The 19,404-nt window shown below is 73.9% G+C and carries 19 protein-coding genes; 8 read left to right on the top strand and 11 right to left on the bottom strand.

Annotated features, from left to right (window positions below):
* Positions 1–13 precede the first annotated feature (13 nt).
* Both K8U61_RS07460 and K8U61_RS07455 read left to right on the top strand, forming a co-directional pair.
* Positions 14–940 carry a glutathione S-transferase family protein gene (locus K8U61_RS07460; protein WP_224122367.1) on the top strand — a complete coding sequence of 309 codons (927 nt, stop codon included), beginning with the start codon at positions 14–16 and terminating at the stop codon, positions 938–940.
* A gap of 105 nt (positions 941–1,045) precedes the next feature.
* The gene (locus tag K8U61_RS07455) at positions 1,046–1,972 is read left to right on the top strand and encodes a cation diffusion facilitator family transporter (protein ID WP_224122366.1); all 927 of its coding nucleotides are present in this window, start codon (positions 1,046–1,048) and stop codon (positions 1,970–1,972) included.
* Here the strand turns inward: K8U61_RS07455 and K8U61_RS07450 are convergent.
* From K8U61_RS07450 to K8U61_RS07440, 3 genes are read right to left on the bottom strand one after another with little or no spacing between them, the layout of a single operon-like run.
* Positions 1,969–3,735, bottom strand: coding sequence for a sugar phosphate isomerase/epimerase and 4-hydroxyphenylpyruvate domain-containing protein (locus K8U61_RS07450; RefSeq protein ID WP_224122365.1), 1,767 nt, complete (start codon positions 3,733–3,735; stop codon positions 1,969–1,971). The two genes, K8U61_RS07455 and K8U61_RS07450, sit on opposite strands and share 4 nt — an antisense overlap.
* Positions 3,732–4,580 (bottom strand): shikimate dehydrogenase, encoded by an 849-nt coding sequence (locus tag K8U61_RS07445; RefSeq protein WP_224122364.1) that lies wholly within the window; start codon positions 4,578–4,580, stop codon positions 3,732–3,734. The genes K8U61_RS07450 and K8U61_RS07445 overlap by 4 nt, the downstream gene beginning before the upstream one ends.
* The gene (locus K8U61_RS07440; RefSeq protein WP_224122363.1) at positions 4,577–5,956 is read right to left on the bottom strand and encodes an MFS transporter; all 1,380 of its coding nucleotides are present in this window, start codon (positions 5,954–5,956) and stop codon (positions 4,577–4,579) included. The genes K8U61_RS07445 and K8U61_RS07440 overlap by 4 nt, the downstream gene beginning before the upstream one ends.
* A 66-nt stretch (positions 5,957–6,022) precedes the next feature.
* On the opposite strand from K8U61_RS07440, the gene K8U61_RS07435 reads away from it, so the two are divergent.
* A complete protein-coding gene (locus K8U61_RS07435; RefSeq protein ID WP_224122362.1) occupies positions 6,023–7,018 on the top strand; it encodes a LacI family DNA-binding transcriptional regulator in 996 nt (331 codons plus the stop codon).
* A 117-nt stretch (positions 7,019–7,135) separates the two neighbouring features.
* On the opposite strand, the gene K8U61_RS25390 is transcribed toward K8U61_RS07435, so the two are convergent.
* The 4 genes from K8U61_RS25390 to K8U61_RS07415 all read right to left on the bottom strand — a co-directional run bounded on the left by K8U61_RS25390 (position 7,136) and on the right by K8U61_RS07415 (position 10,022).
* On the bottom strand, positions 7,136–7,915 hold the full coding sequence (locus K8U61_RS25390; protein WP_224122361.1) for a helix-turn-helix transcriptional regulator: 780 nt from the start codon (positions 7,913–7,915) through the stop codon (positions 7,136–7,138).
* Entirely contained in the window at positions 7,912–8,373 is a 462-nt protein-coding gene (locus tag K8U61_RS07425) for an SRPBCC family protein (protein ID WP_224122360.1), read from the bottom strand. The genes K8U61_RS25390 and K8U61_RS07425 overlap by 4 nt, the downstream gene beginning before the upstream one ends.
* Positions 8,374–8,382: 9 nt before the next feature.
* Positions 8,383–9,186 (bottom strand): helix-turn-helix transcriptional regulator, encoded by an 804-nt coding sequence (locus K8U61_RS07420; protein WP_224122359.1) that lies wholly within the window; start codon positions 9,184–9,186, stop codon positions 8,383–8,385.
* 80 nt (positions 9,187–9,266) lie between these two features.
* Positions 9,267–10,022, bottom strand: coding sequence for an SDR family NAD(P)-dependent oxidoreductase (locus K8U61_RS07415; protein WP_224122358.1), 756 nt, complete (start codon positions 10,020–10,022; stop codon positions 9,267–9,269).
* A gap of 77 nt (positions 10,023–10,099) precedes the next feature.
* On the opposite strand from K8U61_RS07415, the gene K8U61_RS07410 reads away from it, so the two are divergent.
* The 4 genes from K8U61_RS07410 (at position 10,100) to K8U61_RS07395 (ending at position 14,374) form a co-directional block, all read left to right on the top strand.
* Positions 10,100–10,678 carry a hypothetical protein gene (locus K8U61_RS07410; protein WP_224122357.1) on the top strand — a complete coding sequence of 193 codons (579 nt, stop codon included), beginning with the start codon at positions 10,100–10,102 and terminating at the stop codon, positions 10,676–10,678.
* A 145-nt stretch (positions 10,679–10,823) separates the two neighbouring features.
* Positions 10,824–11,996: a pyruvate dehydrogenase (acetyl-transferring) E1 component subunit alpha gene (pdhA, locus tag K8U61_RS07405; RefSeq protein ID WP_372454205.1), complete on the top strand. Its 1,173-nt coding sequence runs from the start codon at positions 10,824–10,826 to the stop codon at positions 11,994–11,996.
* A complete protein-coding gene (locus K8U61_RS07400; RefSeq protein ID WP_224122356.1) occupies positions 11,993–12,985 on the top strand; it encodes an alpha-ketoacid dehydrogenase subunit beta in 993 nt (330 codons plus the stop codon). The genes pdhA and K8U61_RS07400 overlap by 4 nt, the downstream gene beginning before the upstream one ends.
* 9 nt (positions 12,986–12,994) lie before the next feature.
* A complete protein-coding gene (locus tag K8U61_RS07395; protein WP_224122355.1) occupies positions 12,995–14,374 on the top strand; it encodes a dihydrolipoamide acetyltransferase family protein in 1,380 nt (459 codons plus the stop codon).
* A 4-nt stretch (positions 14,375–14,378) separates the two neighbouring features.
* On the opposite strand, the gene K8U61_RS07390 is transcribed toward K8U61_RS07395, so the two are convergent.
* The 3 genes from K8U61_RS07390 to K8U61_RS07380 all read right to left on the bottom strand — a co-directional run bounded on the left by K8U61_RS07390 (position 14,379) and on the right by K8U61_RS07380 (position 17,726).
* The gene (locus tag K8U61_RS07390) at positions 14,379–15,272 is read right to left on the bottom strand and encodes a patatin-like phospholipase family protein (protein WP_224122354.1); all 894 of its coding nucleotides are present in this window, start codon (positions 15,270–15,272) and stop codon (positions 14,379–14,381) included.
* 23 nt (positions 15,273–15,295) lie between these two features.
* Positions 15,296–16,114 carry an SDR family oxidoreductase gene (locus tag K8U61_RS07385; RefSeq protein ID WP_224122353.1) on the bottom strand — a complete coding sequence of 273 codons (819 nt, stop codon included), beginning with the start codon at positions 16,112–16,114 and terminating at the stop codon, positions 15,296–15,298.
* Between the two features lie 121 nt (positions 16,115–16,235).
* A complete protein-coding gene (locus tag K8U61_RS07380) occupies positions 16,236–17,726 on the bottom strand; it encodes a carboxyl transferase domain-containing protein (RefSeq protein ID WP_224122352.1) in 1,491 nt (496 codons plus the stop codon).
* Between the two features lie 107 nt (positions 17,727–17,833).
* Here K8U61_RS07380 and K8U61_RS07375 point away from each other — a divergent pair, with 107 nt between their 5' ends.
* Positions 17,834–18,394 (top strand): nitroreductase family protein, encoded by a 561-nt coding sequence (locus K8U61_RS07375; protein ID WP_224122351.1) that lies wholly within the window; start codon positions 17,834–17,836, stop codon positions 18,392–18,394.
* Here K8U61_RS07375 and K8U61_RS07370 read toward each other — a convergent pair.
* Entirely contained in the window at positions 18,383–19,366 is a 984-nt protein-coding gene (locus K8U61_RS07370) for an NAD-dependent epimerase/dehydratase family protein (RefSeq protein ID WP_224122350.1), read from the bottom strand. The genes K8U61_RS07375 and K8U61_RS07370 overlap by 12 nt on opposite strands.
* Positions 19,367–19,404 lie beyond the last annotated feature (38 nt).

Below are 19,404 nucleotides of genomic sequence, written 5' to 3'. Positions count from 1 at the left end.
CTACGCTGGCGGCATGTCGTATGCGAGCTCGGGCGAGTTCAAGCGGGATGCGTCGTACATCCCGGACCGGATCACCAAGGACGCGCGGACCCCGGAGCACGGGCCGACCGACGGACGGATGTGGCCGGTCGAGCCCGGCCGCTACCGCCTCGTCGCGGCGAAGGCCTGCCCCTGGGCGACCCGCACGCTGATCGTGCGGCAGCTGCTCGGGCTCGAGGACGTCATCTCGCTCGGGCTCTGCGGCCCGACCCACGACGAGCGCAGCTGGACCTTCGACCTCGACCCCGGCGGAGTCGACCCCGTGCTCGGCATCGAGCGGCTCCAGCAGGCCTACCTCGCGCGCTTCCCCGAGTACCCGAAGGGGATCACCGTCCCGGCGGTCGTCGAGGAGGCCAGCGGCGAGGTCGTCACCAACGACTTCCCGTGGATCACCCACGACTTCTTCTTCGAGTGGCGGGAGTTCCACCGCGACGATGCGCCCGACCTCTGGCCGGCCGACCTCCGCGACGAGATGGAGCCGGTCATGCAGCGGATCTACACCGAGGTCAACAACGGCGTCTACCGCTGCGGCTTCGCCGGCTCGCAGGAGGCGTACGACGCGGCGTACGACCGTCTCTGGACCGCCCTCGACTGGCTGGAGGAGCGGCTCTCGACCCGCCGCTACCTGATGGGCGACCTCCTCACCGAGGCCGACGTCCGGCTCTGGACGACGCTCGCCCGCTTCGACGCGGTCTACCACGGCCACTTCAAGTGCAACCGCCAGAAGCTGACCGAGATGCCGCACCTGTGGCGCTACGCGCGGGAGCTCTACGCGATCCCCGCCTTCGGCGACAACACCGACTTCGACCAGATCAAGACCCACTACTACGTCGTCCATCGGGACATCAATCCGACCCAGGTGGTCCCGAAGGGGCCGGACCTGTCGGTCTGGACGTCGTAGACGCTGGCGCTTCCGTCCGGGGGTCGGGTCCGCCGGGGTTCCCCGACGAAACTCCCGTCCCCCCACACCACCCGCCGGTCGTGACCGGGTTGTCACAATGGACCCATGGGGCACGACCACGGGCACGCACACGGGCACGCCGCCGGCCGCGCGGCGGACCGGTCGCGGCTGCGCATCGTGCTCGGCGTGACGCTCGTCGTGATGGTCGTCGAGGTGGTCGGCGCGGTGCTCACCGGCTCGCTCGCGCTGCTCGCCGACGCCGGCCACATGGCCACCGACGCGGCCGCGGTCGTGCTCGCGCTCGGGGCGTCGTACGTCGCCTCCCTGCGGGGCGGGAAGCGGTCCACCTTCGGCCTGCACCGCGCCGAGATCCTGGCCGCGATGGTCAACGCGCTCGTGCTGCTGGTGGTCTGCGGCTACCTCGCCTACGCCGGCATCTCCCGCCTGGCCGACCCGACCCACGTCGACGCCGGACCGATGGTCGGCTTCGCGCTCGTCGGCCTGGTCGCCAACGCGGCCTCGCTCGTCGTCCTCAACCGCTCCGACACCGGGTCGCTCAACCTCCGGGGCGCCGCCAACGAGGTGCTCGCCGACCTGGTCGGCTCGATCCTCGCGGTGGTCGCGGGCCTGCTCATCCTGCTCGCCGACTGGCACCGGGCCGACCCGCTCGCGTCGCTCGTGATCGCGGTGCTGATCCTGCCGCGCTCGCTCGTGCTGCTGAAGGAGTCGGCCTCGGTGCTCCTCGAGATCGCCCCGGCCGGCATGGACCTCGACGACGTACGCCGCCACCTGCTGGAGATGCCCGGCGTCGTCGACGTCCACGACCTGCACGCCTGGACGATCACCAGCGGCATGCCCAGCCTCTCCGCCCACGTGACCGTCACCCAGGAGGTCCTCGACGAGCACGGCGTCGGCGGCGTGCTCGACCGGCTCGCCGACTGCACCGCCGCCCACTTCGACGTGCGCCACTCCACCTTCCAGGTCGAGCCCGTCACCCACCAGGCCCACGAGGACCTCGGCGAGGTGCATTAGCCCCCGCTGGCGAGCTGACCCGCGGACCGCTGCGCCGCCAGCCGCACGTGGGTGCCGGCCGAGCCGTAGCCGTCGTACCCGCCGCTCCGCTCGAGCAGCTCGACGTGGAAGCCGGTGGCGAGGGGGCCGGTGAAGGCGTGCAGCAGCTCGCCGTCGCCGACCCGGTCGTAGAAGAGGCTGTGCGCGCGCAGGTCGGCGAGCAGCTCGGCGTCGAGGCCGAAGCGGGCGTCGAGGTCGGCGTAGTAGTTGTCCGGCACGGCGAGCAGTGGGACGCCGGCGTCCCGCAGGGCCCGCACCCGGGCCCGGACGTCGGAGCAGGCCAGCGCGACCTGGGTGATGCCGGTGGCCGGTGCGGCGCCGGTGTCCTCGACGTTGACCACGACGCGCAGGCCACCGGTCCGTGGCCGGAAGGCGCGCGACCGCAGCCGGCCGTGCGGCTCCATGAACTCCTCGGGCGCGCCGGGCTCCAGCGCCAGCAGCGAGCGCAGGAAGGAGACCTCCTCGTTGAGCCGCAGCGTGGGGACGGCGACCACCACGTGGTCGATCGCGACCAGGTCCTCGGCGGCGGGCGCCGTGCCGACGAAGTCGTCCGCCCAGTGGTCGGGTCCGCCGGCCTCCGCGCTCACCAGCAGGTGCAGCCCGCTCGGGGAGCCGATGCCGGGCAGCAGCGCCTCGCCCGCGCCGCGGGTGCGGTCGACCTCGGGCCACAGCAGCGCCTTCGCGCGCTCGGCGATCCCGGCGACCGGGGCCGCGGTGACGCCGAGGGACAGCTCGGCCGCGTCGTCGTCGTTGACCACGACGTCGACGCCGCCGTTGCTCCAGCGGGTGACCGGCTTGCTGCGATGGGTGCCGACCGGGGCCAGCCCGAGCGCCCGCAGCGCGGGCGTGACGCCGCGGCCGGCGGGCACCTCGAGGAAGGCCGGCTCGACGGCGACCGGGGCCGGCGGCAGCGTGGCGCGCAGCTGGTCGTCGAGGAGGAGCAGGGAGCGCATCGCGTCGCGAGCGGTGTCGGCCGGGTCGGCCTCGCGCACGACGTCGCTGAAGACCTCGAGCGAGACGGGTCCGGTGTAGCCCGCCGCGAGGGTCGCGGCGACCACCCCGGCCACGTCGAGCGTGCCCTCGCCGGGGAAGCAGCGGAAGTGCCGGCTCCACTCGAGCACGTCCATGTCGAGCAGTGGCGCGTCCGCGACCTGGAGGAAGCCGATCCGGTCACCGGGGATGCCGGCGAGCGCGGCGCCGTCGTCGCCGCGGGCGAGCAGGTGGAAGGTGTCGACCGCGACGGTGACGGCGGGATGGTCGGCGCGGCGTACGACGTCCCAGGCCTGACCGACCCGGTCGACGTGTCGGCCCCAGGCGAGCGCCTCGAAGGCGATGGTCACGCCGCACTCGGCGGCCAGGTCGCCGAGCCGGTGCAGCTGCTCGGCGGACAGGTCGCGGTCGTCGAGCGCGTCGGCGCCGACGTTGGAGCAGCAGAGGACCGTGGTCGCGCCGAGCTCCTCCATCACGCCGAGCTTGGCCCCGAAGCGGTGCAGCACGGCGTCGAAGCGGTCCGGCGGGACGCCCTCGACGTCACGCACCGGCTGGAAGAGGTCGATCGCCAGCCCGAGGTCGGCGCACCGACGGGCCACCTCGCGCGGGGAGAGCGGCGAGGCGATCAGGTCGTTGTCGAAGACCTCGATCCCGTCGAAGCCCGCCGCCGCGATCGCCGCCAGCTTGTCGGTGAGGACCCCGCTCAGGGAGACGGTCGCGATCCCGGTCCTCATGCCGTCAGCTCCCGGAAGTGCGCCGCGATCCGGTCGGCGTCCGCGACCCGTCCGGTGAAGTGTCCGAACGCGTCGACGGCCTGGCCGACCGCCATCCCGCCGCCCGGCACCACCCGGCAGCCCCGCTCACGCGCCGCCCGGACCAGCTCGGTCTCGAGCGGGAAGTAGACGACGTCGGAGACCCAGAGGTCCGGCCGCAGCAGCCCCACGGGTACGGCGGAGCCGGGGTGGCCGTGCATGCCGACCGGGGTCGCGTTGACGACGCCACCGGCGTCGGCGAGCGCGGCCTCGAGGTCGGACGCGACCGAGACGCGGTCGTCGCCGTACCGCTTGGCGAGCCGGATCGCGCACGCCTCGGCCCGCTCGGTGTCGGTGTCGACGACCGCCACGTGCGCGGCGCCGAGGTCGAGCAGCCCGTAGCCGACCGCGGCGCCGGCGCCGCCGGCGCCGACCAGGACGACCCGGTCGCGGACGGCGTCGGGCAGTGCCGTGCGCAGCGCCCGGGCGTAGCCCGACCAGTCGGTGTTGCGGCCGAGCCGGCGGCCGTCGCGGAGCACGACGGTGTTGACCGCGCCGAGGTCGTCGGCGTCGTCGGAGAGCTCGTCGAGCAGCGGGATGACCGCCTGCTTGAAGGGGTGGGTGATGTTGAGCCCGTCGTAGCCGAGCCGCTCGGCCCAGGTCAGCAGCTGCGGCAGGTCGTCCGCGCCGAGGCCCAGCTCGTCGGCGTCGAGGATGCGGTACTGCACCCGCAGCCCGTGGGCGGCGCCCTCACGCTCCTGCATCGCCGGGGTCAGGGAGGCGCCGATGCCGGTGCCGACCAGGCCGAGGAGGTAGCGCTCGCTCATGCGACGCTCACGTGCACGCGGGAGGCCTCGGCCGCCGCGGGCGGTGTACGCCGCCCGACCTCGCGGGTCGGGACCAGGTGGGTGCCGCGCGGACCGGTGGCCACGGCGACGGCCGAGACCAGGCACGCGCCGGCGGCGAAGAGGGCGACCTTGTACCAGTTGTCCGCGTCGCCGTTCATGAGCGCGCCCGCGATCGTCGGGGTGAAGCCCGCCAGCGCGAAGCCGAACTGGGTGCCGATCGCCATGCCGGACAGCCGGACGCGCGTGGGGAAGTACTCGGCGTACGTCGCCGGCCAGACCGCGTTGGGCATCGAGTAGACGACACCGGCGAGGGCGACCCCGAGCACGAACATCAGCACGACCTGGCCGTGCGCGATCGCGCCGAGGAAGGCGACCACGAGCACCGCGCTGCCGAGCAGGCCGGTGACGAAGACCGGCTTGCGGCCGATCCGGTCGGAGAGCGTCGCCCAGAAGGGGATGACTGCGATCGCGACCAGGTTGGCGACGATCGCGAGCCAGAGCATCGTGGTCTTGCCGATCCCGATGCCGTAGTCGTCCGAGGTCGCGAAGTTGAGCGCGAAGACGGCGAACATCGTGTTGACCGTGGCGATGAACGCGGCGAAGAAGACCCGCAGCACCGCGGTCCAGTGGTCGCGGAACAGCACGGCCAGCGGCGCGCGCGGGGTGTCCTCGGCCTCCGCCTCGGCCTGGAACTCCGGGGTCTCGTCGAGGCGGCGCCGGATCACCAGCCCGACGAGGACCACGGCGGCGCTGATCCAGAAGGGGATCCGCCAGCCCCACGACTGGAGGGCGTCGTCGGAGAGCACCGCGGCCAGCGGCAGGAACACCGCGGGCGCGAGGATCTGCCCGCCCTGGGTGCCGCTGAGCGTGAAGCTGGTGAAGAAGCCGCGCCGGTCGTCGGGGGCGTGCTCGAAGGACATCGAGTTGGCGCCGGCCTGCTCGCCGGCGGCCGAGATGCCCTGCAGGATGCGCAGCGCCACGAGCAGCACCGGCGCGAGGATGCCGACCTGGTGGTAGGTCGGCAGGCAGCCGACCAGGAAGGTCGAGATGCCCATCAGCAGGATGGTCCCGATCATCACCTTCTTGCGGCCGAGGCCGTCGCCGATGTGGCCGAGGAAGAACGACCCGATCGGACGCGCGACGTAGGCGACGCCGAAGGTGGCGAACGCCGCGACGGTCGCGGCCGTGTCGTTGCCCTCGGGGAAGAAGATGTCGGGGAAGACAAGCGCGGCGGCGGTGCCGTAGATCGCGAAGTCGTAGTACTCCAGCGCACTGCCGAACCAGGCGGCGAGCGCCGCCTTGCCCGGGGTGCGGGCCGGCTCGGTGGCCGGTGCTGCGGTGGTCGGTGCGGTCATGGCGTCGAGGTTCAGGTGGCGGGCGTCACATGACAAGCGTTTGCCATTTGTTGCCACAATCGGAGGGTGCCTCCTCGCAAGCGTGCCACGATCACCGACGTCGCGGCAGCCGCCGGCGTCGCCGCGTCGACGGTCTCGCGGGCCTTCACCAACCCGGGCCGGGTCAACCACCAGACCCGCGAGCACGTGCTGGCGGTCGCCGAGCAGCTCGGCTACGCGCCCAACCCGGCCGCGCGGGCGCTCGAGTCCGGGCGCACCGGCACGGTCGCGCTGCTGGTCCCCGACATCACCAACCCCTACTTCGCCGGCGTCATCAAGGGCGCCGAGCGCGCGGCCGCGCGGGCCGGGCTCACGCTCGTCCTCGGCGACACCTCGGAGAACCCCGGCGCCGAGGCGGAGCTGGTCCGCCGTCTCGGGCCGGCCGTCGACGGCTTCGTGCTCAGCGCCTCCCGGCTGCCCGACGAGGAGCTGCGCCGGGCGGCGGAGCTCAACCCCATCGCCCTGGTCAACCGGGCGACGCCGGGTCTGGCCTGCGTGGTCGCCGACTACGACGCCGGCACGCGTCAGATCGTGGACCACCTCGCCTCCCTCGGCCACGAGGCGCTGGTCTTCCTCGGCGGCCCGCCGGAGTCGTGGTCGGGCGCGCGCCGCTGGGCAGGCCTGCGCGCCGCCGCCGAGGCGCGGGGCATGACGGCGACCCGGTTCGGGCCCTATGCGCCGGTGCTGGCGGGCGGCCCGGCGGCCGCCGACGCGGTGCTGGCCGCGGGTGCCACCGCGGTGGTCGCCCACAACGACATGCTCGCCATCGGGGTGATGCTGCGGCTGGCGGAGCGCGGCGTCGCCGTGCCCGGGGAGGTCAGCGTGGTCGGCTTCGACAACATCGTCGGCTCGGACTTCTGCAGCCCGGCGCTCACCACGCTCGCCGAGCGCACCGAGGACGCCGGGGCCCGCGCGCTGGAGGCGGTCGCGGCCCAGGTGCTCACGCGCAGCGACGACCCGCCCACCCGGGTGCTGCCGACCCAGCTCGTCGTCCGACGGTCGACCGGTCCGGCAGATCGCTGACCCACCCGGGTGGCGCGGGACGATCGGCCGGCTCCCCCGCGGGCCGGCCGAACCCCGAGGGGAGCAGGACACACGACCCGGGCCGTCCCTGTCGCGCCGGCTGCAGGAACCTGCAGGTCAGTCGGGCTCGCTGATGAGCCGGTGGAGCCGCACGGCCGCGGCGAAGCGGGTCCGGACGCCGACCGCCGCGAGCACGCCGGCGATGTCGGCCCGCACCGTGCGCACGCTGACGCCGAGGGAGGCCGCGATGGCGTCGTCGCCGAGGTCGGAGGCCATCAGCGCGATCACCTGGCGCTGCCGTCGCGTGAACTCGCCCGCTGTGCGCTCCGACGGGGCGTCGGCCGGGACGCAGGACGCCAGCACCGCCTCCCAGTAGCGCCACGCCGCCTCCATGCACGCGGCGGAACCCACGCTCATCAGGCTGGGGAAGCCGTCCACCTCGGGGCCCTCGAGCAGGACGCTGCGCCGGTCGATGATCTTCATCTGCACCGGACCGCAGCCGAGGAGGTAGCCCCCGACCGGCTCGTTGGCGAGCAGGATGCGGCCCTCGGCGCTGGTGCCGTAGAAGTCGAAGACACTGACCATCGAGACCCCGCGCTCGAACCCGGCGCGGTTCGCGGGCAGGCCGGCCCGCAGCTGGGCGACGGTCGCGGTCGGCCGGACGGAGAGGATCTCGCCCCAGGTCTCGGCCGTGCTGGCCATCCACTCGCTGATCGCCTTCATGCCGATCGCGACGATCTCGCCCTCGGCGAGCCGCCCCCGAGCGGCCTCCGCGGCCGCCTCGGTACGCCGGACCTGCAGCACGGCCGCGGCGTCGAGGACCGCCTGGCGCGCGCTCGACGGGATCCGCGACCCCGGGCCCTGGCCGACGCCGACCGGCAGGTCCTCGGGGGTCACGGGGCGGCCGTGGCCGCCGTGTCTGCCTCGGCGACCGTCTTGAGGGTGGCCAGGGTCCGCTCGATCGAGCGCGCGTGCGTCCGCGGGTAGCCGAGGGCGCCGAGCACCCACCGGGTCGGGCCGTTGCAGCGGCTGACGTCCCAGGTCTCGGTGACGCGGGTGCCCTCGGCGGTCGGCTCGAGCTCGTAGCGCCACCGGTGGGTGCCGACGTGTCGCCAGGCGATGAGGCGGTCCGCGTCGTACTCGACGACGGTGTTGCGGATCCGGTACGGCGCGCCGAGCTTCATCCGCATCCCGAACCGGGAGCCGAGCTCGAGCCGCTCGGGCCCGGACACCGCGCCTCGCACGGTGCCGGACCCGTCGATCCGGGCGTGCTGCCGCGGGTCGGCCAGGATCGCGAAGATCGTCGCCGGCGGGGCGGCGATCGTGGTCGAGGCGGAGACGTCGGAGGCGGACATGTGTCCAGACTAGGGACCGGGCGGGTCGTCGGTCTGCAGCACGTCCGCCAGCTGGAGGCGGGTGCCGGCGGCGAAGCGGGAGCGGACGCCGAGGGTGGCGAGCACCGCCGCGACCTCGGTGCGGACGGTGCGGATGCTCACCTCGAGCGAGGTGGCGATGACGTCGTCGGCGTGACCCTCGCTCAGCAGGGCGACGACCTGCCGCTGCCGCGGGGAGAGGTCGGCGATCACGGGCGGCGCCGGGACCTCGAAGGTCGAGGCGCGCGCGGCATCCCAGTAGTGCCGGGCCGCAGCGAGGCAGGCGGTGTCCGTCGTCGCCATCAGCGACGGCTGGCCGTCGACCTCCGGGCCGTGCAGGAGCACGAACCGGTCGTCGACCAGGCTCATCTGCAACGGCGCGTGGCCCTGGCGGTAGATCCCGAGGGTCTCGTTGGCGACCATGACGCGGGCCGCGGGCTCGAGGCCCCAGTAGTCGTAGACGGTCTCGATGTGCGTGCCGCCGCGGATCCGGACCCGGCTGAGCGGCAGGCCGACGCGCAGGTGCTCGAGCAGCCCGTTGGGGCGGGTGGACAGCAACGTCCGCCAGTGCGCCGAGCGGCGGGCCATCCAGGCGTTCATCCCCTCCGGGCCGACGCCGACGACGTCCGCCTCGGCCGGCCGGCCCGCCGCGAGGCGGGACGCGAGGGCGCTGCGACGCACCTGGAGGGCGGCGGCGGCGTCCAGGACCGCCTGGTGCACCGACTCGGCGACGGGACTGGGACGGCTGCTGCGCAGGGTGCTCACCACCCGGTTGACCAGCTGCTCGTCGCTCATCGCGTCCTCCGTCCCCGAACCGGTGTGCGCCGCCTCCAGGATCGCACGAGGAGGCGGCGCCGAGGTGGGCCGGGTGCGGCTCAGGAGGCGGCGTACCCGCCGTCCACGAGGTGGTAGCTGCCGGTCACGAAGGTGGCGGCGTCGGAGACCAGGAAGGCGACGAGGGCGGCGACCTCGTCGGGGGTGCCGAGGCGGCCGGCGGCGTGCTGGGCGGCGAGCGCCTCCTGGGTGGCGGCGTCGAGGGTCGCGTCGACCAGCGGGGTGTGGATGAAGCCCGGGCCGACGGCGGTGACGCGGACGCCCTGGTCGCCGTACTCGAGGGCGGCGTTCTTGGTCAGGCCCAGCAGTCCGTGCTTGGCGGTGACGTACGCCGAGGAGCCGGCGATGCCGACCGAGCCGAGCACCGAGGCCATGTTGACGATCGCGCCGCCGCCGTTGGCCGCGATGACCGGGACCTGCGCGCGGACGCCGTAGAAGACGCCGTTGAGGTTCACGTCGATGACCTTGCGCCAGCTGTCGACGGGGTACTCGCCGACCGGTGCGTTCGCGCCGCCGATGCCGGCGTTGTTGACCGCGATCCGCAGCGGGGCGAGGGCGTTCGCCTCCTCGACGGCCCGGGCCGCGACCTCGGGGTCGGACGCGTCGCCGACGAAGGCCTTCGCGGTCCCGCCGGCCTCGACGATCTCGGCGACGACCGCGTCGGCGGCGTCGGGCAGGAGGTCGGTGACGAGCACCGCCGCGCCGTTGGCGGCGAGCAGCCTCGCGATCGCGCGGCCGATGCCGGAGCCCGCTCCGGTGACGATCGCGGAGCGCTCGGAGACGTCGTAGGTGGCCATGGTTGTCATCCCTTCTGGAGTTGTCCGACACTTGTCGGATATTGACGTAACCGACACGTGTCGGATTGCATTCCCTCGTGGACGCCCGGCAGCGCAGGAGCCAGGAGCGGCTGTACGCCGCGGTGCTGCGGCTCGCCGAGGACACCCCCGTCGCCGAGCTGTCGGTGACCGCGGTCGCGGAGGCGGCGGCGGTGCACCGGTCGACGTTCTACGAGCACGCCGCGTCGCCGGGCGACCTGCTCCGCGACGCCCTCACCGCCGAGCTCGACGGCATCCGCGCCCACCACCTGGCCGACCCGGGCCTGGACGCGGCCGAGGCGGTGCGCCGCACGACGTACGACGTCGCCGCGCACCTGCGCGACCACGCGGCGATCTACCGGCGCGGCCTCGCGCCGGACGCGGGTCCGGGCAGCCTGGTCACGATGCTGGCCGAGCACTTCCTCGCCTCGAGCCTGCTGCTGCGCGAGCAGGGTCGGCTGCGGGTCGACGAGGCGGGTGCGTCGTTCGTCGCGTTCGGCACGGTCGGCGTCGTCCGGGTGTGGCTGGGGGCGTCCGGGGCGCCGGACCCGCAGGCGTTCGTCGACCTCGACGAGTCGCTCCTCCCGGCGTGGTGGAGCGGGCCGCTGGTGCATCCCGACGGTTCGGGGCGGGGCTGATTGGCGGCGGCCACGATGCCGCAGGTACTTTTGCCGTGCACGATGTGCTCCGGGTCACAGGGCCACCACCCCGCGCCCGCGTCCGGAGCAGCTGACCTCGGCACGCGGAGACCCCGCCCAGGCCGATGACCTCGAAGGAGTGCACGTGACCCAGCAGCCAGATGGTTTCGGCCCGGACCTCGTCGAGGTCTTCGGTCCGTCCCAGCAGGACGGAGGTCCGGAGCTGGTCCAGCTCCTGACGCCCGAGGGCGAGCGCGTCGACCACCCGGACTTCCGGTTCGACACCGGCGGTGTCCCGGAGGACGAGGTGATCCGCGGCTTCTACCGCGACATGGTCCTCACCCGGCGCATCGACGTCGAGGCCACCGCGCTCCAGCGCCACGGCGAGCTCGGCATCTGGGCCCAGCTGCTCGGCCAGGAGGCCGCGCAGATCGGCGCCGGCCGCGCCCTGCGCCCGCAGGACTTCGTCTTCCCGACCTACCGCGAGCACGGCGTCGCCTGGTGCCGCGGGGTCGACCCGCTCGACCTGCTCGGCCTCTTCCGCGGTGTCGACCACGGCAGCTGGAACCCGAACGACAACAACTTCGGTCTCTACACGATCGTCATCGGCGCGCAGACCCTGCACGCGACCGGCTACGCCATGGGCCTGCAGCGCGACGGGGTCGTCGGGACCGGCGACGCCGAGCGGGACGCCGCGGTGATCGCCCACTTCGGCGACGGCGCCTCCTCGCAGGGCGACGTCAACGAGTCGTTCATCTTCGCCGCGTCCTACAACGCCCCGGTCGTCTTCTTCTGCCAGAACAACCAGTGGGCGATCTCGGAGCCGATCGAGCGGCAGACCCGGATCCCGCTCTACCAGCGGGCTCTCGGCTTCGGCTTTCCCGGCGTCCGGGTCGACGGCAACGACGTGCTCGCGACGTACGCCGTGACGCAGGCGGCGCTCCAGCGTGCCCGCGACGGCCAGGGCCCGACGTTCGTCGAGGCCTACACCTACCGGATGGGCGCCCACACCACGACGGACGACCCGACCCGCTACCGGCTCTCCGACGACCTGGAGCGCTGGAAGCTCAAGGACCCGATCGCCCGGGTCGAGGTCTACCTGCGGCGCAACGGGCTCGCCGACGACGACTTCTTCGCGGCGGTGCAGGGCGAGGCCGACGACCTCGGCGTCCACCTGCGCGAGGGCTGCAAGGCGCTGCCCGACCCGCAGCCGCTGCAGATCTTCGACAACGTCTACGCCGAGATGACCGAGGAGCTCGCCGTCCAGCGCGACGGCTTCGCGGACTACCTCGACTCGTTCGAGGGGGCGCACTCGTGAGCACGCAGGGGACTCAGAAGATCACGCTCGCCAAGGGCCTCAACATGGGCCTGCGCAAGGCGATGGAGGACGACGCCAAGGTCCTCCTCATGGGCGAGGACGTCGGCAAGCTCGGCGGCGTCTTCCGGATCACCGACGGCCTGCAGAAGGACTTCGGCGAGGACCGGGTCATCGACTCGCCGCTCGCCGAGTCCGGCATCGTCGGCACCGCGGTCGGCCTCGCGATGCGCGGCTACCGTCCGGTGGTGGAGATCCAGTTCGACGGGTTCGTCTACCCGGCGTACGACCAGATCGTCTGCCAGGTCGCGAAGATCCACTACCGCTCGCAGGGCAAGGTCAAGATGCCGATGGTCATCCGGATCCCCTTCGGTGGCGGCATCGGCGCGGTCGAGCACCACAGCGAGTCGCCGGAGGCGCAGTTCGCGCACACGCCCGGCCTCAAGGTGGTCGCCTGCTCCAACCCGGTCGACGGCTACTGGATGATCCAGCAGGCCATCGCCTGCGACGACCCGGTGATCTTCCTGGAGCCCAAGCGGCAGTACCACGCCGACAAGGCCGACCTCGACGACACCGCGACGCCCGAGCCGCTCTTCCGCTCGCGCGTGGTGCGCGCCGGCACCGACGTCACCGTGCTGGCCTACGGGCCGATGGTGCGCACCGCGATGAAGGCGGCCGAGGCCGCCTCCGGCGAGGGTCGCTCGCTCGAGGTGATCGACCTCCGCACGCTCTCGCCGCTCGACATGGGCCCGGTGCTGGAGTCCGTACGCCGTACCGGCCGCGCGGTCGTCGCCCACGAGGCGCACGTCAACCTCGGCCTCGGCGCGGAGGTCGCGGCCCGGATCACCGAGGAGTGCTTCTACTCCCTCGAGGCGCCGGTGCTGCGGGTCGGGGCGTTCGACACGCCCTACCCGCCGTCGCGGATCGAGGAGGACTACCTCCCCGACCTCGACCGGATCCTCGACGCCGTCGACCGATCGCTCGGATTCTGAGGGGCTGGGATGCCGGAGTACAAGCTGCCCGACGTCGGCGAGGGCCTGACCGAGGCCGAGATCGTGGCCTGGCACGTGAAGGTCGGCGACGTCGTCGAGATCAACCAGGTGGTCGTCGAGATCGAGACCGCCAAGTCCATCGTGGAGCTGCCCTCGCCGTACGCCGGCGAGGTCGGCGCGCTGCTCGTCGAGGTCGGCGAGACCGTCGCCGTCGGCACCCCGATCATCGCGATCGGCGAGCCGGCCGCGGCCACGCCCGAGGCGCCCGCCGAGATCGACCTGTCCAACCCGGCCGCGTCCGGTGGGGTCGAGGGCGAGTCGCTGGTCGGCCGCAACAAGGCCGACCGCGGCCCGGTCCGCCGGGCCCGCAAGGTCTCGTCGGGCGCGGTTGCCGCGCACATGCAGGCGCAGGCCGCCTTCGAGGTCGGCGCGTCGCCGATGGTGGAGGCCGAGACCGCGCCCGAGCCGGTGCCCTCGGCGCCGGCCGCCGTCGCGACCGGGTCGGTGCAGGTGCTCGCGAAGCCGCCGGTGCGCAAGCTGGCCAAGGACCTCGGCGTCGACCTGCGCACCCTGACGCCCACGGGTCCGAACGGCACCGTCTGCCGCGAGGACGTCGAGGGCGCCGTCGGAACGGTGGTCGAGGAGGCGGCGCAGCAACCGTCTCGAAGCCCCGTTCCCACCGGGGCACGCGAGACCCGCGAGCCGATCAAGGGCGTGCGCAAGATGATGGCGCAGGCGATGAGCCAGTCGGCCTTCACCGCCCCGCACGTCACGGAGTGGGTCACCGTCGACGTCACCCGCACGATGGAGCTCGTCGAGCGGCTCAAGGGACGGCGCGAGCTGCGCGACGTGCGGGTCAACCCGCTGCTCCTGCTGGCCAGGGCGACCCTGCTCGCGATCCGTCGTACGCCGGAGATCAACTCCTGGTGGGACGAGGCCGCGCAGGAGGTCGTCTACCAGCACTACGTCAACCTCGGCATCGCCGCGGCGACGCCGCGCGGCCTGGTCGTGCCCAACGTGAAGGACGCCGACGCGATGTCGCTCGGTGACCTGGCGGGCGCGCTCGGCGAGCTCGTGGAGACGGCGCGGTCGGGCAAGACGCAGCCGGCGGAGATGAGCGGCGGCACGTTCACGATCACCAACGTCGGCGTGTTCGGCGTCGACGCCGGCACCCCGATCATCAACCCCGGCGAGTCCGCGATCCTGTGCTTCGGCGCGATCAACAAGCGGCCGTGGGTCGACGAGGTCACCGGCGAGATCGTCGTCCGCGACGTCACCACCCTGGCGCTCTCCTTCGACCACCGGCACATCGACGGCGAGAAGGGCTCGCGCTTCCTCGCGGACGTCGCCGGGATCCTGCAGGACCCGGGCTCGGCGCTGCTCTACTGACCGGTCAGCGTCCTGCGGCGTCGAGGGCCTCGGCCGTGAGGCGCTGACCCAGCTCGATCATCTCGGCGGCGCGGTGGAAGTCCAGCGACCGCGCCGCCGAGACCGGCACCGTCACCAGGACGTCGGGCGGCAGGCCGGCCATCCGGTAGCGGGTGACCAGCCCCTGCATGGCGTCCATCGACAGCCCGACGACGTCGGTGATCCGCAGCTGCTCGGGTCCGGGATCGGGCTCCGGTTCGGGCTCGGGGTCGGGCCCCCGCTCGCGGCCGACGGTACGGCGTACCCGCCCCACGAGCTCCTCGCGCCACGTCGGGGTGGACGGCTCGCGCGCCGGCCCGGCCTGCTCGCCGGCCACGCGCTCGCCGGAGAGCGAGATCGCGACGGTGAGGTCGGCGGCCGCGGCGGCGGTCGGCTCGATGGGGACCGGGTTCATCAGGCCGCCGTCGGCGAGCAGGCGGCCGTTCATGACGACGGGGGTGATGACGCCCGGGATGGCGATCGACGCACGGATCGCGGAGAGCAGCGGACCGCGCTGGAACCACACCTCGCGCCGCGCGCGCAGGTCGGTCGCGACCGCGGTGAAGGGGATCGGCAGGTCCTCGATCAGCCGGTCGCCGACCAGCGACTCCACCTCGGCGAAGATCCGGTCGGCCTTGATCGCGCCCCCCGCGGACCACTTCGGGTCGAGCAGCCGGATCACGTCGCGCTGGTGGAGCGAGCGCGCCCAGGCGGTGTAGCCGTCGAGCGAGCCGGCGGCGTACAGCCCGCCGACGAGGGCGCCCATCGACGAGCCGGAGATCGCGACGACCTCGTGGTCGCGGCGCTCGAGCTCGGCGATCGCGCCGATGTGCGCGTAGCCACGGGCGCCGCCGGAGCCGAGCACCAGGGCGACGCGCATGTCGTCGAGGGTACGGCGTACCGCTACGGCTCGATGCCGGTGACCTCCCAGCCCTGCGGGCTGATCGGGTGCAGGATCGCGTCGGTGCCGCCATCGACGTAGATGACCGCGCCCACGATGTTGGCCGCGCCGTCGGAGAGCAGGAAGCCGATGGTCGCCGCGACCTCCTCCGGCCTCCCGGTGCGGCCGATCGCGTTGGGGTAGGCGTCGATGGCCGGGCCGAAGACCGGGTCCGCGCGCATCTCGGCGACCATCGGCGTCTCGGTGGCGCCGGGGGCGACGGAGTTGAGCCGGATGCCGGCGCCGGCCCACTCGGGCTTCACGCCCTCGCGGCGCGCCCACCAGGCGAGCGCGGCCTTGCTGGCGGGGTAGACGAAGACGGAGTCGACCTTCGCCGCCTCCTCGCGGGCCAGCGGCTCGTCGTCGCGGAGGCAGGCCTGCGCGGTGGGTGCGTTCCAGCCGGGCATGCCGGTGATGGAGTTGGAGGCCAGCAGCACCACGCCCGCGCCGCCGTCCCGTGCGCCGCGGGTCAGCTCGTCGTGGAGGCCGGTGACCAGCGCGATCGCGCCGAAGAAGTTGATCGACACCAGCAGCGCCGAGTCGACCCCCGTGCGCCCGGTGATCCCGGCGGCCGGCACCAGTCCGTGCAACGTGTCGGTGAGCGCCCTGACGTCGGCGACGGCCTGCGCGCGGCCCTCCGGCGTGGCCAGGTCGGCCCGGACGTCGACCCCGTCGGCCGCAGTCCGGTCGATCCCGATCACCCGGTGGCCCTGGGCGCGCAGCATCCTCGCGGTCGCCGCGCCGATGCCCGAGGCCGCCCCGCTCACGGCGTACGTCTTCATGGGCCAGAACTGTAACGCGTTCTAGTCCGTTGGCGCGGGTCGTCAGCCAGAACCCGCCCGCCACGCCGTACCTGCCCGGCGTGGCGGGCGGGTTTCCCCGGGCAGCCGGGGAAACCCGCCGCTAGGCGTAGCGCCGCGCCCGGTCGGCAGGCGAGCCGGGGCCGGAGTCGAGGAGCGCGGCGAGCTCGTGCTCGAGGACGGCGCCGACCCGGCGGCAGAACTCCTCGGGCTCGTCGGCCGCGTCGGGGTGCTCGGCGACGATCCGGTCGACGATGCCGCGGTCGCGGAGGTCGAGGGCGCGGACCTGCTGCGCGCGTGCCATCTCGGGGGCGTGGTCGAGGTCGCGGTGCACGATCGCGCTGGCGCCCTCAGGCGGGAGCGGGGAGAGCCAGGCGTGCTGGGCGGCGATCACCCGGTCGGCGGGCAGGAAGGCGAGTGCGCCGCCGCCGTTGCCCTCGCCCAGCATCAGGCAGAGCGTGGGGGCGGAGAGGGTCACCAGCTCGTGCAGGCAGCGGGCGATCTCGCCGGCCAGTCCGCCCTCCTCGGCCTCGGCCGACAGCGCCGCACCGCGGGTGTCGATCACCGTCACCAGCGGCAGCCCGAGCTCGGAGGCGAGCCGCATCCCGCGCTGGGCCTCGCGCAGCGCCTCGGGTCCCATCGGGTGCTCGTCGGTCTGGCCGCGCCGGTCCTGCCCGAGGAAGACGCACGGCGCCTCCCCGAAGCGCACCAGCGCGAGCAGCAGCCCGGGATCGCGCTCGCCCTGACCCGTGCCGTTGAGCGGGATCACGTCGCTGGCGGCGTACTTCAGGAGCCGTCGTACGCCGGGGCGGTCGGGTCGCCGCGAGCGCAGCACGGCGTCCCACGTCTCGACCTCGGGCAGCGGCGTCAGCGGCACCGGGTCGGGGACGGGCCGGATGCCGTGCCGCGGCGCGAGCAGGATGGTGAGCGCCCGGTCGAGGATCCCGGCGATCTCCGAGGGCGGCATGACCGCGTCGACGATGCCGTGGGCGTAGAGGTTCTCGGAGGTCTGCACGCCGGGCGGGAAGGGCTTGCCGTAGAGGGCCTCGTAGACCCGCGGCCCGAGGAAGCCGACGAGCGCGCCGGGCTCGGCGACGGTGACGTGCCCGAGCGAGCCCCAGGACGCCATCACACCGCCGGTCGTGGGGTGCCGGAGGTAGACGAGGTAGGGCAGCCCGGCCGCCTTGTGCGCGGCGACCGCCTCGGTGATCCGCACCATCTGCACGAACGCCGGCGTGCCCTCCTGCATGCGGGTGCCGCCCGACACCGGCCCGGCCAGCAGCGGCAGGCCCTCGGCCGTCGCGCGAGTGATCGCGGCGACCAGGCGGTCCGCGGACGCGCGGCCGATCGAGCCGGCGAGGAAGCCGAACTCGCCCATCAGCACCGCCACCCGGCGGCCCTTCATCAGGCCCTCGCCGGTGAGCACCGACTCGTCGGCACCCGACGCGTCGAAGGCCGCCGCCAGCGCCTCGGCGTACGCCGGGGAGACGCCGCTGCGGTCCGGTGGGGTGTCCCAGGAGTGCCACGACCCCTCGTCGAGCACGAGGTCGATCAGCTCGGCGGCGGAGAGTCGCGCGGGGCGGGCCTCGGTCATCCCCCGAGGCTAGTGGGGCCCGGGTCCGTTGCGGAGGGCATGTTGTGCCGTCGCGCAGGGGCCCGGACTGGCAGGAATAGGACGGCTCGCGATCGGGCTGCCCCGACATGGACCAGCCCGAGATCCTGCCGCTGCTGCGCGACCGGCGCAGCGTCCGGGCGTACGACGGACGCCACGAGCTCGGCGACGCGGAGCTCGCGTCCCTGCTGGAGGCGGCACGGTGGGCGCCGTCGGCCGGCAACTCGCAGCCGTGGGCGTTCCTGGTCGGCCGCCGCGGCGACGCCGCCCACGACGCGTTCGTGCCGCTGCTCGCGCCGAGCGTCCGCAGGTGGGCACCGGCGGCGTCGGCCCTGGTCTTCACGCTGCACCGCACGGCCTCGGGTCCCGAGGAGGATGCGCTCGTCTACTCCGACTACGCCGCCTACGACCTCGGCCAGGCGGTCGCGCTGCTGACGGTCCAGGCCGGGGCCCTCGGCCTCTCCTGCCACCAGTTCGCGGCCTTCGACCACGCCGGTCTCGCGCGGGCGGCGGCGGTCCCGGCCCACTGGCAGGTCACCACGGGCATCGCCGTCGGGCTCGCGGTCGAGAGCGAGCTCGCGCCGCGCACCCGCAGGCCGATGGGCGAGGTCGCCTTCGGCGCCCGCTTCGAGGAGCCGCTAGCCCTCTGAGGCGTGCCAGGCGGCCAGCACCGCGGCCTCCTTCTCGCGCGAGAGGCCTGTCGTCGGCGCGTCCGGGGTCGCGCGCACCCAGACGAGGGTGTCGCGCGCGGTCTCGGCGATCGAGCGGGTCGCCAGCCCGGCGGCGTACGACGGCGCCGGGTCGTGGGCGGGCAGGCCGTCGTACTCGGGCCGGGGGAGCCACAGGGGCAGCGCGTCCGGACCCATCCACGGCTCGACGCCCTGCTCGGCCAGCACCTCCTGCGGCACCCAGGTGAGCGTGGCCGTCGCGCCGACGCCGGACGCGACCTGGGCGAGCACGTCGCCGACCGGCAGCACGTCGCCGACGCCGTCGTAGACGCCGGTGGTCCGCTCCTCGGCGCAGGTGACGATCCAGGCCGCGAGGTCGCGCACGTCGATCACCTGCATGCTGTCCTCCGGCCGACCGCCGGCGAGCGCCTCGCCGCCGTCGTCGAGCCGCACCGGCCAGTAGCTGAAGCGGCCGCTCGGATCGCCGGGACCGACGATCAGGCCGGGGCGGACCACCGTCCAGGACGCGGCGCCGTCGCGGACCAGCTGCTCGCAGGCGACCTTCATCGGGCCGTAGGCCTCCGGGTCGACGGAGAGGTCGACGTCCTCGGGCTGGGGGTCGCGCAGCGGCAGCGTCCCGGGCCGGCCTCCGGGCGTGCTGTCGTCGGCGTAGACATTGACGGTGGACACGAAGACCCAGTGGGCACGGGGGAAACGGGCCAGCGCCGACCGGACGCGCGAGGGGTGCCGGGCCACGTCGACGACCGCGTCGAAGGTGTCGTCGAGCTCGTCGGGGACGGTCGCGTCCCGGTCCCACGCGACGTGCCGCACCCCGTCGGGCACCGAGCCCGACGCGCCGCGGCTGGCGCAGGTCACCTCGTGCCCCCGGCGTACGGCGTCCTCCGCGACCGCCCGGGAGAGGAAGACCGTGCCGCCGAGGACCAGGATGCGCATGCGGCCACGCTCGCCGACCGACCGCGGCCGGGGCAAGC

Source organism: Nocardioides mangrovi, from assembly GCF_020073815.1.
Classification (GTDB): Bacteria; Actinomycetota; Actinomycetes; order Propionibacteriales; family Nocardioidaceae; genus Nocardioides; species Nocardioides mangrovi.
The sequence above is the reverse complement of the archived record's forward strand: the minus strand, read 5'-3'. Positions and strand labels throughout refer to the sequence as shown.

What these genes read in the sequence shown, in the direction of transcription:
- K8U61_RS07370 (WP_224122350.1), bottom strand. Translation starts at nt 19,366, where the DNA reads ATGCGCATCCTGGTCCTCGGCGGCACGGTCTTCCTCTCCCGGGCGGTC.
- K8U61_RS07385 (WP_224122353.1), bottom strand. Translation starts at nt 16,114, where the DNA reads ATGAAGACGTACGCCGTGAGCGGGGCGGCCTCGGGCATCGGCGCGGCG.
- K8U61_RS07415 (WP_224122358.1), bottom strand. Translation starts at nt 10,022, where the DNA reads ATGGCCACCTACGACGTCTCCGAGCGCTCCGCGATCGTCACCGGAGCG.
- K8U61_RS07455 (WP_224122366.1), top strand. Translation starts at nt 1,046, where the DNA reads ATGGGGCACGACCACGGGCACGCACACGGGCACGCCGCCGGCCGCGCG.
- K8U61_RS07440 (WP_224122363.1), bottom strand. Translation starts at nt 5,956, where the DNA reads ATGACCGCACCGACCACCGCAGCACCGGCCACCGAGCCGGCCCGCACC.
- K8U61_RS07450 (WP_224122365.1), bottom strand. Translation starts at nt 3,735, where the DNA reads ATGAGGACCGGGATCGCGACCGTCTCCCTGAGCGGGGTCCTCACCGAC.
- K8U61_RS07445 (WP_224122364.1), bottom strand. Translation starts at nt 4,580, where the DNA reads ATGAGCGAGCGCTACCTCCTCGGCCTGGTCGGCACCGGCATCGGCGCC.
- K8U61_RS07390 (WP_224122354.1), bottom strand. Translation starts at nt 15,272, where the DNA reads ATGCGCGTCGCCCTGGTGCTCGGCTCCGGCGGCGCCCGTGGCTACGCG.
- K8U61_RS07425 (WP_224122360.1), bottom strand. Translation starts at nt 8,373, where the DNA reads ATGTCCGCCTCCGACGTCTCCGCCTCGACCACGATCGCCGCCCCGCCG.
- K8U61_RS07375 (WP_224122351.1), top strand. Translation starts at nt 17,834, where the DNA reads ATGGACCAGCCCGAGATCCTGCCGCTGCTGCGCGACCGGCGCAGCGTC.
- K8U61_RS07460 (WP_224122367.1), top strand. Translation starts at nt 14, where the DNA reads ATGTCGTATGCGAGCTCGGGCGAGTTCAAGCGGGATGCGTCGTACATC.
- K8U61_RS07420 (WP_224122359.1), bottom strand. Translation starts at nt 9,186, where the DNA reads ATGAGCGACGAGCAGCTGGTCAACCGGGTGGTGAGCACCCTGCGCAGC.
- K8U61_RS07380 (WP_224122352.1), bottom strand. Translation starts at nt 17,726, where the DNA reads ATGACCGAGGCCCGCCCCGCGCGACTCTCCGCCGCCGAGCTGATCGAC.
- K8U61_RS07395 (WP_224122355.1), top strand. Translation starts at nt 12,995, where the DNA reads ATGCCGGAGTACAAGCTGCCCGACGTCGGCGAGGGCCTGACCGAGGCC.